Below are 12,503 nucleotides of genomic sequence, written 5' to 3' on the forward strand. Positions count from 1 at the left end.
AAAGCAGGGGCGGCGCGCCTCTGCTTTTTTTTGTCGACAAAAGCTGTCATCTCTTTACAAGATTAGTGAAAGGGATTTGTGGGTGCGGACGCGAAATGATGAAAGGAAATCACACGGCAAAGGGGAAGGGAGAACGGAATGGCGATGGAGCACGCATGGACGAATGTAGGCGACGAGGCGCTGTTTTTGCAACAGGAGATGGAGCGTTGCGAGGAGATCACCCGCCAGTTGGATGAACTTGAACGTGAAGCGCCGACCGCCGCCTTGCGCGAGGAAGTGCGGCAAATGAAACGGGAGGTGGAAGCCATCCGTCGCGCATTTTTAGGGCAGATGGCATCCGGTGTCTGACGGACAGGATGCGTCCTTGAGCCAACGCGCCAGTTGCCTTTTCCTCAGTAAGGCGGCCTGCTTTTCTTTCCTTTTGCAAAAGGAACAGGGTATAATATAACGAAGAAGCTCCCATCGGAAAGTAGGGAAGAATGATGCCAGCTTACCCTCGGGAAGGGAAAATCATTCAAATCCATAGCTACAAACATAATGGGACGATTCACCGGATTTGGCAGGAAACGGTCGTATTAAAAGGGACGCCATCGTATGTGATCGGCGGCAATAACAAAACACTCGTCATGGAAGCGGACGGCCGGACGTGGGTGACGCGCGAACCGGCGATTTGTTTTTTTCATGCTAAGCATTGGTTTAACATTATCGCCATGATTCGTGAGGACGGGGTGTACTACTATTGCAATTTAAGCTCGCCGTTCGTTTGGGATGAAGAAGCGCTGAAGTACATCGATTATGATTTGGATATTAAAGTGTTTCCCGATATGACGTACATGCTGCTGGATGAAGATGAGTATGAGCGGCATCGCCGCGAAATGCACTATCCCGATGTGATCGACCGCATTTTAAAAAACAACGTTCAAAAACTGATCGGCTGGATTAAGGAGCGGAAAGGGCCGTTTGCGCCCGAGTTTATCGACAAATGGTACGGAGTGTTTCAGGCGTACCAAACGTAAATAGCGGCATGAAAAAAGCCTGTTCGGCATCGCTGGCAGGTTTTTTCTGCTTTTTTGTCGAAAGAGGCGCGCATGAGGAACTGATGGAAAAGGGAGGAAGCTATTATCATTTGTTGACGATCCAGCAGTTGCAGTAGTAAGCAAAAATATTAAGAAAATGTTGTCTGATGCCAAAGACTTCTTGACCCAAGCACCGTGGACGATGATTTTCCTTGGATTGGCGATCATGCTGACGGTGCTTGGCTTTAACTTAATGGGCGACGGGCTGCGCGACGCGCTTGACCCGCGGATGAAAAATTGAGAGAGGCGACCTGCTAGGAGCGGCCGCCTGCCGACTTTTCGAGCTGTTTGGCCAATTCGTCATCGTAATGGTAATGGTGAAAACTATCAATTAACTTGTCTAAATGCTCAAGCCGGTCTCCATAATCAATGATGGCGCCGAGTAACGAAAATAGGCGGTAATCGGAAGGTGGCTGCCCGTCGGCGTAAATCATGGAAGCGAGCCGCCCCCGTTCGCGATCGATGCCTTCTGCCCACATGTGATGGGGAAGCGGCTTTGCTTGATGGACAAACTTCAGCAACATTTGCTCGTGATACCCAACCAGGCTGCCAAGGTGCAGGCAGATGGCATGGCGAAACGGGTCGGACAGGCGGCCCAACTCATTCTCAAGGCGGTGGAGCCATTTTAATACGGACAGCGCCCGGTCGGCTGAGGCGATCATTTGCCGGTACAGCACAAGCTTGCGCGACTTTTGGAAGCGTTGGCGTCGAAAATAGGTGCGTTCTTCTTTATACATTAAATACAAGTGCTCCAGTTTCGTCATTTCCTCGTGCAACGTTTCGATCTCGTCCTTTAAGTGATGATGATCGGCCGCCTGCTGTTGACAAAGGCGAATCCATTTCAAAATCGCTTCCGTCTCATCGCGAATTTTTTCGTACAATTTCTTTTCATACTTTGGCGGCAAGAAAATCAAGTTGACAAGAAAGGCGGCGAAAATGCCGAACATAATCGTTAAAAAGCGGATGGCCGCAAATTCGATAAATTGGCGGTCCGTGTATTCCATAATGGCAATGACGGTGACAAGCGCCACGGAAATTGTCGACGATTCAAGGCGCATTTTTAGGCAAAGAGCGATCACAACCATGAGCGTCAAGCCGACGACCAGCGGGTCGCGGCCGAGGATAAGAACCGCCGCAATCGCGAACAAGGCGCCGATCACGTTCGCCTGCACTTGTTCGATGAGTGACAAATATGAGCGATAAATGGTTGGCTGCATGGCAAATACAGCGGAAATGCCGGCGAACACCGGTGACGGAAAGTGAAAGAGCGCCGCCAAAAACAAGGCGAGCGCCACCGCGATCCCCGTTTTGAAAATGCGGGCACCGAGCTTCATCTATGGAAACCTCTCCTTTTCCATTTTCGTAGACCATTCAGTACTATACACACTTTTAGATATGAGTGCAAGGAAAAAAATATAACGCCCTGCCGAAATCAGCAGGGCGTGAAGGATCAAAAGGCGATCGGAGCATGTGCATCGCGCCGATTGGAGAGGCGGATTGCCATCTCTTGGAGGAAATGGTCGCCATTCAGCCATTGGGTTCGCCCCGTTGTGGAACGGATGAGCGCCAGCGGCTGGCCGGGAGCGAGCGGTTCAGCATGGCCGCCCTGCGGACGAGAGGCGATGAATACACGGGAGGAATCATCCGTTTTCCAAAGCGCTCCGGCTGTTCCGGCGACCCATACGGCTTCTTGTTCGAAGCTGGCGGCCAAACATGCCGGCAGCTGTCCGATAGACGGCAAGCTGTGTCGTTTGGCCGCGTCGGGCCAAAAGGCAGCTCCGGCTGCCTCGAGCAGGCTGTAACCGTGGTCGTAAATGAGCGTTTCCACAGCGCCAACAGACATTTCCCCGCAATGGACAAGCATGCCGGCTGAACCGAGCCGCTGATGGCAAAAGAAAGACTCCGCCCCATTGGCATAGGCGAACGAAGCGGCTGAGGCGAAAAACGGATGGGATACATCCGGTTCGCGCAACAAATCAGCCAGTGTATATGCTTGATAGATCACATGAGTGTGGCCGAGCGAAGCAACGCGGACGTGCGGCTCGCGTTCCATAGCGGCCGTCAGTCGAAACAAGCGGTCTGATAACGAAAATACATCGCCTGGCAGCATGGCGATTTGCCAAAACAAGGCGCTTTCATCTGCGGATGGCCGGATGGTTTCGAACAGAAGAATGAAGCCAAACTGTTTGCACAATTGACGAAGGTGCGCCCGAACCCGCTCAGCGTCAGCGGAAGGCGCAATGTGTATATGACCGACGGTGAAATAGCTGTTTGTTGCAATTTCCGGATTTTGCCCAGTATTCGCGAGTTTTTCCATCCATAGTTTGCGCGGGATGTCCAGCTGAATCGCAGCGTTTCCTTTTGCGCTCCATTGGGCAAGCGCCTGAAGGACAGCTTGGACATGTTCGTTGGTCGGGATGTTCCGCTTTTCCACGGCCGCCAACAACAGGGCGCCGCGCTGGTTCGCTTCGTTTGCCAAACGATATGTACGTTGCTCCATGTATACTTAGGCGCGGTCGGGAGGGCGTTCTCCCCTCGGCGCCGGTCACCTCCTCCACTGCTTGCTGGATGAAAAATGCGAGTCTTAATTTTCAGAATTTGGTGCTTATCATACCATGCAGGCAGATGGAAATCAATGACCCTTTCCCGTTCTCCTGCGTTGTTCACAAAATTGTCAACAAATGCAGTGAAAACAAAACAGCGCCTGCCTGACGCGGGCGCTGTTCAGCGAGGGTGATAGAGGCGCAAGCGCTTATAGCTGCCGGAACGCCTTGCCGACCGCGTCGATCGTGTAGGCGATGTCGTCTTCCGTATGGGCGAGGGTGATAAACCATGCTTCGTATTTCGACGGCGCGAGATTGATCCCTTGTTTGAGCATGAGCTTGAAAAATTTCGCAAACAACTCGCCGTCGCTGCGCTGGGCTTGCTTGTAGTTTTCCACTTTTTCGTCAGTGAAGAAGACGGTGAGCGCGCCTTTTAAGCGGTTGACGGTCACCGGCAGGCCGCATTGGCGAGCATGGGCAAGGATGCCTTCTTCCAGCATTGCTCCCAATCGGTCGAGATGCTCATAGACGCCCTCTTGTTTCAACACTTCAAGGCAGGCGATGCCAGCGAGCATCGACGCCGGGTTGCCGGCCATCGTCCCGGCCTGGTACGCTGGTCCGAGCGGAGCGACTTGTTCCATAATGTCTTGGCGTCCACCGTACGCCCCGATCGGCAAGCCTCCGCCGATGATTTTCCCCATCGCCGTCAAGTCGGGCTCCACACCGAGCAAGTTTTGCGCTCCGCCGTACATAAAGCGGAAGGCGGTGATCACTTCGTCGTAAATGACGAGCGCCCCTTCCTTGTGGGCAATCTCATTGATCGCTTCTAAAAAGCCCGGTTTTGGCAGGACGATGCCGAAGTTGCCGACGATCGGCTCGACGAGGACCGCTGCGACTTGCTCGCCCCAAACGTTCATCGCTTCGCGGAACGATTCGACATCGTTGTATGGCACGGTAATGACTTCTTGGGCGATGCTCGGCGGCACGCCGGCTGAGTCCGGCGTCCCCAACGTCGATGGCCCCGAGCCGGCGGCGACGAGCACAAGGTCCGAATGGCCATGGTAGCAGCCTTCGAATTTGACGATTTTGCTTCGTCCGGTGTAGGCGCGGGCGACGCGGATCGTGGTCATCACCGCCTCTGTTCCCGAGTTGACAAACCGCACTTTCTCGAGCGACGGGATCGCCTCTTTTAACATTTTGGCAAACGTGATCTCATGCGGCGTTGGCGTGCCGTACAACACACCGGTCTCGGCGGCGCGGCGGATGGCTTCCGCGATGTGTGGATGGGCGTGCCCGGCGATGATCGGTCCGTAGGCGGCCAAGTAGTCGATGTACTTGTTTCCATCCACATCCCAAAAGTAGGCTCCTTGCGCCCGCTCCATCACGACTGGCGCACCGCCGCCGACCGCTTTGTATGAGCGGGACGGGCTGTTCACTCCACCAACAATGTGCTGGAGCGCTTCTTCATATAATTGTTCTGATTTGGTCCACTGCATTGTTTGATCCTCCTGTTTCCGCTGACTGCCTCTTTATATAGTAAACCGAGAAGACTCAAACTTCAATGCTATAGGTGTAAAGCGGGAGACGGATCGGTTTCTCCCATCATTGACGTGCCGATTCGAAAAAATCCGACAGGAAATCGTTTGTTTCCGTATGGGCGGAACTGACATCCAACTGTTGCCGACGGTCGATCGGTGAGTGGGCATTGATTTAGGACAAAAGCATTTTGCCGTTCTTTCCAAATCGGCGGCGGCGCCTAACGCAATGGCGTCAACAGACTGGAAAACAAAAAAGATGAAAATGGCGGCGATTCATGTATAATGCAACATAGGGAGAAGGGCGCAAGCTGCCTTTTTCATTTGACGCCAAGGAGAGGTCAGGAGGAGAACGATGAACGCGATTGAAGTAGAACATTTGCGCAAAGAATTTAAAGTGCACAAAAGCCGCTCCGGCCTTGTCGGAGCGTTTCGCGATTTATGGACGCGCCGTTATACGCTCGTTCGAGCGGTTGATGACATTTCGTTTGCTGTTAAGCAAGGGGAAATCGTCGGCTATATCGGCGAAAACGGCGCCGGCAAATCGACGACGATCAAAATGTTGACCGGCATTTTAACGCCAACGTCTGGGCGCATTGTCGTCAACGGGATGAATCCCCATAAAGAGCGGGAAAAATTCGTGCGCACGATCGGCGTCGTGTTCGGCCAGCGTTCGCAATTATGGTGGGACATCGCTGTTCAAGAATCGTTTCGCTTGTTGAAAAAAGTGTACCGCGTCTCAGACGAGCAATATCGCCGCCATATGGCCGAGGTGATTGACATGCTTGAGATCGGCCCGCTGCTTGATAAGCCGGTGCGCAAGCTGTCGCTTGGCCAGCGGATGCGCTGTGAGCTTGCCGCCGCGCTCATTCACAACCCGCCGCTGTTGTTTTTGGATGAACCGACGATCGGCCTTGATGTGCTTGTCAAACTCAACATCCGCCAGTTTTTAAAGCAATTGAATGAACGGTATGGCACGACGATCCTGCTGACGACGCACGATATGTCAGACATTGAAGCGCTTTGCGAGCGGGTCATTATGCTCGATGAAGGGAAAATCATTTACGACGGGTCGCTTGAGCGCCTGAAAGAAAGATGGGGCCAAGGAAAACGGGTCGCCTTTACGTTTGCCGAAGCGGTGACGGCCGCTTTTTTGCAGCAGTTGACTGAAGGGTTGGATGTTGTTTGGAAAAAAGGTGAACAGCCAAACGTTTGGGTCTCGCACGTCCCATCAGGAGGCGTGCCGGAAGTTGTCAGTCGCGTCGCTGCCCGTTGTGCGTTAAACGACATCCATATTCACGAAGTGCCGACGGAGGAGATCATCCGCAATATTTATGAGGAAGGTGCGGTTCATGGGTAAGTATGTCGAAATGGTCCGCATCCGCTTTTTAATGATGCTCGCCTACCGGACAAACTATTACACTGGCATTTTGATTTACGCCATTAACATCGCAGCGTATTACTTCCTTTGGTCGGCTATTTATGGCGGCAAATCATCGATGCAAGGGATGTCGCTTGGGCAAATGACGACGTATGTCGCCATTTCCTGGCTGGCGCGGGCGTTTTATTTTAACAACCTTGACCGTGAAATCGCCATGGAAATCCGCGATGGAAAAGTAGCGATTGAACTGATCCGCCCGTACAGCTATTTAGGGATGAAAGCTGTGCAAGGGCTTGGCGAAGGGCTGTTTCGCCTTTTCTTTTTATCGCTGCCTGGGCTTTTTTTCGTATCGCTTTTTTTGCCGCTTCAGTTTCCGGGACACGCCAAAACGTGGCTCGCTTTTGGCTTGTCGCTTCTATTCAGCTTTATCATTTTTTCGGAGCTGAACTTGCTTGCGGGGGTTGTGACGTTCTTTACGTTCCGAAATGAAGGGTTGCTTAGGGCGAAGCGGTTTATTATCGATCTATTTTCCGGTCTTATTTTGCCTTTGTCGTTTTACCCGGATTGGGCGCAGCAGCTCATGGCGTATATGCCATTTCAAGCCATTAGCTATATTCCAAGCATGATCATTACGGAAAGCTTCCAAGGCGCCGCTGTAAGCGATGGATTGTTCACGCAGGCGGCGTGGTGCGTGCTGTTATTGTTTCCGATCGCGCTGCTATGGCGGGTGGCGAAAAAGCGGCTTGTTGTGCAAGGGGGGTAGACATTGTTTTACGTATCTGTTTTTTTTCAATATATGGCCCAGTACATGAAGACAAAATTGCAATACCGCACTGATTTGCTCATTGAATGGTTGTCCGACTTAATGGCGCAGGCGGTGAACTTAGTGTTCTTGCTTGTCGTGTTCGGCCATACGACGCTGCTTCACGGCTGGTCGCGCGATGAGATTTTGTTTATTTACGGTTTTTTTCTTGTTCCGTATGCCGTATTTGGCGCCTTTTTTAACCTTTGGGATTTTAATGAACGATATATTGTGCAGGGGGAAATGGATCGCGTGTTGACGCGCCCGCTAAACAGCCTGTTTCAAATTGTTTTGGAGCGGATGGAGCTCGAATCGTTGCTTGGCGCTGTGCCCGGGCTGATCATTATGCTGTATGCCGGCAGCCGCTTGTCTCTTTCATTTCATTGGTATGATGTCTTCGTGTTTATTTTGTTTGTCATTGGCGGTGCATTGATTTATGCCGGCATTTTCATTTCATTGGCGACGATCAGTTTTTTTGCCGACGCCCGCACATCCATCATGCCCATGATGTACAACATCAGCAGCTATGGCCGCTACCCGATCGATATTTATCATCGCGTCATCCGCTATATTTTAACGTGGGTGCTGCCGTTTGCCTTTGTCGGCGTTTATCCAGCTGCTTATTTTCTTGATAAAAAGGAATGGTACAGTTATGCCTTTTTCACCCCAGTGGTCGGCATGGTTTGCTTCACCGTTTCGGTCATGCTTTGGAACGCCGGGGTGAGGCGATATCGCGGGACGGGGAGCTAGGCGCCCCGCCCGTTTTTGTTCATTTGCCATCAAAATGACAAACAATGGTCAAGCAATCGACACAACCTTGTCTGTATCGTTAGCATGTTATGGCGTAAAATAAAATGTGAATATATTCACAAAAAGGAAGAAGAGGTGAATAGTTATGAAAAACGGGAGAGGAAATCGGGTAGCGGTCGTCGGCACCGGGTTTGTCGGCGCCAGTTATGCGTTTGCCTTAATGAATCAAGGGATTGCCGATGAGATCGTGCTCATCGATGCAAATGAAAACAAGGCTGAGGGCGATGCGATGGACTTAAACCATGGGAAAGTATTTGCGCCGAAGCCGGCTGACATTTGGCACGGCGATTACGATGATTGCCGCGATGCCGATTTGGTTGTCATTTGCGCCGGCGCCAACCAAAAACCGGGCGAGACGCGGCTTGATCTTGTGGACAAAAACATTGCCATTTTCCGCTCGATCGTTGAGTCGGTCATGGCATCCGGATTTCAAGGACTGTTTCTCGTCGCCACCAATCCGGTCGACATTTTAACGTACGCGACGTGGAAATTCAGCGGCCTGCCGCAAGAGCGAGTAATCGGATCGGGCACGATTTTGGACACGGCGCGGTTCCGCTTTTTGTTGGGCGACTATTTCGCCGTCGCCCCGACGAACGTGCACGCCTATATGATCGGCGAACATGGCGACACTGAACTCCCGGTCTGGAGCCAGGCTGATATCGGCGGCGTGCCGATTCGCAAGCTGGTCGAGTCCAAAGGGGAAGAAGCGCAAAAAGAGCTCGAGCGCATTTTTGTCAATGTGCGCGATGCCGCCTACCAAATTATTGAGAAAAAAGGAGCGACGTACTACGGGATTGCTATGGGGCTTGCCCGCGTGACGCGCGCCATTTTGCATCATGAAAATGCCATTTTGACCGTTTCCGCTTACTTGGACGGCCCATACGGCGAACGCGATGTCTACATCGGTGTGCCTGCTGTGATCAACCGAAATGGCATCCGCGAAGTGATTGAAATTGAACTTGACGAGGAGGAGAAAAAATGGTTCCACCGTAGTGCTGCGACGTTAAAAGGTGTATTGGCGCGCTATTTTGCTCAGTAAAGCGCAACGATTGGCTTCGTCTGACGGGACGCTGGTTTGTCAAATGGGTCGGGCGATCCGGTGGAATACAGGAGTGCTGCCGATTCAAGCAGGGTTCGGAGGGTCATGCGGTATAATCGCCCGGTTGTCCGCGTATATATGAACGACGGACAAAAATGGGGGGAACGTGATGGATTACGCCTTCCTTGGCATTGTTGCCGCCGTACTGCTCGGCAGCATCACCTCGCTTTGGACAGTGCGCGTGCAAGCGACGCATCGCATGTCACTCGATAGCTTATGGGTTCTCGTCCACTGGTATTTAACGATGTTGCTCGGTTTTGCCATGATTTATATGATTTTGCAAGTAAACGGCCATGCCGTGTTTACCCCATCCCCAAATAGCGCATCGAAAGATCGTTTGTCGCTGCTTGAAGACAGCTTGTATTTAAGCGGTATGACGCTTTTGTCGGTCGGATACGGTGATGTCACTCCGATCGGCGTCGGGCGGTGGATCGCCATTGCCGAAGCGCTGCTCGGCTACATTATGCCCGCTGTCATCGTGACGCGCACCGTGTTTGACTGGGATCATCGCTGATATGAGTTGCAATTTCCCTTCGTCTTCGCTACGCTAAAAGAAAATGAAGAAGACGGGGGGAACGACATGACGATTGCCATTGGCCAGCCAGCTCCAGATTTCACCTTGCCGGCAAGCAATGGGAAAATGGTTTCGCTGTCTGATTTTCGCGGCCGGTATGTGGTGCTTTACTTTTATCCAAAAGACATGACCCCGGGGTGCACAGCCGAAGCGTGCGACTTTCGCGATCGCCATGCGCAGTTCGCCGAGTTGAACGCCGTCATTTTAGGAGTGAGCACCGACCCGATGAAGCGGCATGAGGCGTTTATCGAAAAATATGAGTTGCCATTTTTGCTTCTTTCTGATGAGCGGCATGAAGTGGCCGAGCTGTATGGGGTATGGAAGAAAAAGAAAAATTTCGGCAAGGAATATATGGGTATTGATCGCTCGACATTCATTATCGCCCCCGACGGAACGTTGGTTCAAGAATGGCGCGGGGTGAAAGTGAAGGGGCATGTCGATGAGGCGCTTGCGGAAGTCGCCCGACTAGCGTCATCTAGGTAAGCGTCCAGACAATGTACATCGTTTTGCGTATGATACATAGTAACCTCCTCAAATGAATGACATAAGAGGCGGAAACAATTTCCGCCTCCTTTTTTTGTTAAAATGGCGTCTGAGCCCATATATTAATGGCATCTATATTGACAAATGGCATGTATTCTTTGTAGACTAATTATAAATATTATAAAGTGATAATTTTTTTCACCTTTGAACAGAGAGTGAGGTGCATGACGGTGTCTGACAACGAGCAACTGAAGGAAGCGCTTGACATGCTGAAAAAGACTGGCATACGCATCACGCCGCAGCGTCATGCGATATTGGAGTATTTGATCAGCTCGATGTCCCATCCGACGGCTGATGAAATATACAAAGCGCTGGAAGGGAAATTCCCAAACATGAGTGTAGCTACCGTCTACAATAACTTGCGCGTCTTTAAGGAAATCGGGCTTGTCAAAGAGCTGACGTACGGCGATTCGTCAAGCCGGTTTGACTTCGTCACTTCCAATCATTATCACGTCATCTGTGAAGAGTGCGGCAAAATTGTCGATTTCCACTATCCAGCGCTTGATGAAGTCGAGCAGCTTGCCGCTCACGTCACCGGCTTTAAGGTCGACCATCATCGCATGGAAGTGTACGGAGTCTGCCCTGACTGTCAAAAAAGCAGGGCGCCGGCGCATTCGCATTAAAAAAGCTGATAGCACAAGGCGGCTATCAGCTTTTTCTTTTTTTGTTGTACTTTTCGTCAAACTCTTTTCCTTCCAGTTCGCGGTCTAACGTCAACGGTTCACGGCAAAACATGCATAAATCGACGCGTCCGAGCATTTTTGTCACTTTGCCGCACGACGGGCAAACAACTTGGACGGCTCTCGTCGAGAGTGTGCCGATCCAAAAATATACAATGCCACTGGCGACAAGAAACAACATCCCAAACAACATAAACAACGTCATGATGACCGGGGACGTACGAAAAAACAGCCCAAGATACATGACAATGACACCGATAAAAATCAAGCTTAAGGCGAAAGTGCGAATTTTGTTGATTTTGCTCGAATATTTGATGCTCATCACAGTCCCTCCTACATAGACCACTATACCATAAAACGGGGTCCCATCGCGAAGAAGAAATCAACAAAATCGACGTTTTAAAGAAAGGAATTCCTCGTTTTTTGTCGAATAACGAATGACGGCAACAAACGACAGCTTCATGGATGCAAGCATTCTGGTCTTTCTGAAATGAAACAAGCGTTGACAGCATTGTTTGAACATCTGCACAAACGCAATGTGATGATTGATGACGGTGGAAGGGAGGAAAAAACGTTGCAGAAAAAACAGCCGGCTCAAAATGGGAACGTATGGTTGTCTGTCAATCGATATGTTGGGATATCTGAGGGATTTGTCCGCCGGATATCGCGGCCGGCTTTCTGCAACGGACGCGAGGTATGAAAGAATTGCTGCATCCCATCTGTCACGAATGGGCAAACCGCTGCAACACGCACGGAATTTTAATGATTGAAAAAACGGCTTGCCATGCAGCAACAACGGATACGTTTGATGTCGTGCTGCTCGTCATTGTCGACCCGCAAAGCGAGCCTATGCTTCTCAGACAGTATTCACTAAACGAGAAAAAGGCGGTGCTTTATGCAGTCAGTGAACGGCAGTTAAATGAATGGCTTGTTCTCGGGTCACATCGAAAGGCGGTCGACTGGGTGTTCAACGGAAAGGTCGTGTTTGACCGAAACGGCTATGTTCAGCAGTTGCGCCAGCGCCTTGAGCAATTCCCGCCTAAAGAACGGCGATTGAAAATGGGACTCGAGTTTGCCAAACTGATCCGCCGCTATACAGATGGCAAGGCGCTGTTTGCCGCCAAGCATTGGCTCGACTCATACAACCATATGGTGCAAGCCCTCCATCATTTGGCGCGATTGACCGTGATCGAGCACGGACTTTACCCGGAAGTGACCGTATGGAATCAAGTCAAGCGAATGGATGGAAGGATTTATAAACTGTATGAAGAACTCGTCGGAAGTGAAGAACCGCTTCCGAAACGGCTGGAACTTTTGTTGCTGGCCAGTGAATTTTTGATTCATTCTTACGTAGAATCAGGTTCCTCTCATTTATGCGAAGCGCTGAAAGAAAAAAATGGTACTTGGAGCATTGAGGAAATGACCGGTCATCCGCAGTTTGCGCCTTACTCGGTTGATCT

Annotated in this window: 14 protein-coding genes and 1 pseudogene (1 of these 15 cut by a window edge); 11 read left to right on the plus strand and 4 right to left on the minus strand. The window is 51.1% G+C overall.

All coding sequences use genetic code 11. The features are described 5' to 3' along the window. Window positions 1-138: 138 nt before the first annotated feature. The 3 genes and pseudogenes from QWV57_RS02540 to QWV57_RS02550 form a co-directional block, all read left to right on the plus strand. The gene (locus QWV57_RS02540; protein WP_013146311.1) at window positions 139-348 is read left to right on the plus strand and encodes a YgaB family protein; all 210 of its coding nucleotides are present in this window, start codon (window positions 139-141) and stop codon (window positions 346-348) included. Between the two features lie 134 nt (window positions 349-482). Next, window positions 483-1,016: a nucleoside tri-diphosphate phosphatase gene (ntdP, locus tag QWV57_RS02545; protein WP_013146310.1), complete on the plus strand. Its 534-nt coding sequence runs from the start codon at window positions 483-485 to the stop codon at window positions 1,014-1,016. A 154-nt stretch (window positions 1,017-1,170) separates the two neighbouring features. Next, window positions 1,171-1,317: pseudogene (locus QWV57_RS02550) on the plus strand (ABC transporter permease); the annotation flags it as partial. A 13-nt stretch (window positions 1,318-1,330) separates the two neighbouring features. Here QWV57_RS02550 and QWV57_RS02555 read toward each other — a convergent pair. The 3 genes from QWV57_RS02555 to QWV57_RS02565 form a co-directional block, all read right to left on the minus strand. Further along, window positions 1,331-2,410 (minus strand): FUSC family protein, encoded by a 1,080-nt coding sequence (locus QWV57_RS02555; RefSeq protein WP_060788701.1) that lies wholly within the window; start codon window positions 2,408-2,410, stop codon window positions 1,331-1,333. Between the two features lie 116 nt (window positions 2,411-2,526). Then, complete coding sequence (locus QWV57_RS02560) at window positions 2,527-3,555, minus strand: hypothetical protein (protein ID WP_015373975.1); 1,029 nt, start codon at window positions 3,553-3,555, stop codon at window positions 2,527-2,529. Between the two features lie 273 nt (window positions 3,556-3,828). After that, window positions 3,829-5,115 carry a glutamate-1-semialdehyde 2,1-aminomutase gene (locus QWV57_RS02565; protein ID WP_013146305.1) on the minus strand — a complete coding sequence of 429 codons (1,287 nt, stop codon included), beginning with the start codon at window positions 5,113-5,115 and terminating at the stop codon, window positions 3,829-3,831. A 394-nt stretch (window positions 5,116-5,509) separates the two neighbouring features. Between QWV57_RS02565 and QWV57_RS02570 the strand changes: the two genes are divergently transcribed. From QWV57_RS02570 to perR, 7 genes are all read left to right on the plus strand, one after another. Next, entirely contained in the window at window positions 5,510-6,514 is a 1,005-nt protein-coding gene (locus tag QWV57_RS02570) for an ABC transporter ATP-binding protein (RefSeq protein ID WP_011229976.1), read from the plus strand. Further along, complete coding sequence (locus tag QWV57_RS02575) at window positions 6,507-7,298, plus strand: ABC transporter permease (RefSeq protein WP_015373977.1); 792 nt, start codon at window positions 6,507-6,509, stop codon at window positions 7,296-7,298. The genes QWV57_RS02570 and QWV57_RS02575 overlap by 8 nt, the downstream gene beginning before the upstream one ends. Before the next feature lie 3 nt (window positions 7,299-7,301). After that, window positions 7,302-8,087 carry an ABC transporter permease gene (locus QWV57_RS02580; protein WP_013146302.1) on the plus strand — a complete coding sequence of 262 codons (786 nt, stop codon included), beginning with the start codon at window positions 7,302-7,304 and terminating at the stop codon, window positions 8,085-8,087. Between the two features lie 145 nt (window positions 8,088-8,232). Beyond that, a complete protein-coding gene (locus QWV57_RS02585; protein WP_015373978.1) occupies window positions 8,233-9,186 on the plus strand; it encodes an L-lactate dehydrogenase in 954 nt (317 codons plus the stop codon). 169 nt (window positions 9,187-9,355) lie between these two features. Continuing rightward, window positions 9,356-9,760, plus strand: coding sequence for a potassium channel family protein (locus QWV57_RS02590; protein WP_015373979.1), 405 nt, complete (start codon window positions 9,356-9,358; stop codon window positions 9,758-9,760). A 66-nt stretch (window positions 9,761-9,826) separates the two neighbouring features. Further along, window positions 9,827-10,303, plus strand: coding sequence for a thioredoxin-dependent thiol peroxidase (gene bcp / locus QWV57_RS02595; RefSeq protein WP_013146299.1), 477 nt, complete (start codon window positions 9,827-9,829; stop codon window positions 10,301-10,303). 224 nt (window positions 10,304-10,527) lie between these two features. Then, entirely contained in the window at window positions 10,528-10,986 is a 459-nt protein-coding gene (gene perR / locus QWV57_RS02600) for a peroxide-responsive transcriptional repressor PerR (protein ID WP_041470400.1), read from the plus strand. Between the two features lie 25 nt (window positions 10,987-11,011). Here perR and QWV57_RS02605 read toward each other — a convergent pair whose 3' ends face one another. Next, complete coding sequence (locus QWV57_RS02605; RefSeq protein WP_011229983.1) at window positions 11,012-11,365, minus strand: YgzB family protein; 354 nt, start codon at window positions 11,363-11,365, stop codon at window positions 11,012-11,014. Window positions 11,366-11,739: 374 nt separating this feature from the next. Here QWV57_RS02605 and QWV57_RS02610 point away from each other — a divergent pair, with 374 nt between their 5' ends. Continuing rightward, on the plus strand, window positions 11,740-12,503 hold the 5' portion of the coding sequence (locus QWV57_RS02610; RefSeq protein ID WP_051049827.1) for a nucleotidyltransferase-like protein. It continues 157 nt past the right edge of the window; the window shows 764 of its 921 coding nt (coding positions 1-764); it begins with the start codon at window positions 11,740-11,742; its stop codon lies off the right edge, out of view.

It is taken from the genome of Geobacillus zalihae (genome assembly GCF_030414215.1).
Lineage (GTDB): Bacteria > Bacillota > Bacilli > Bacillales > Anoxybacillaceae > Geobacillus > Geobacillus zalihae.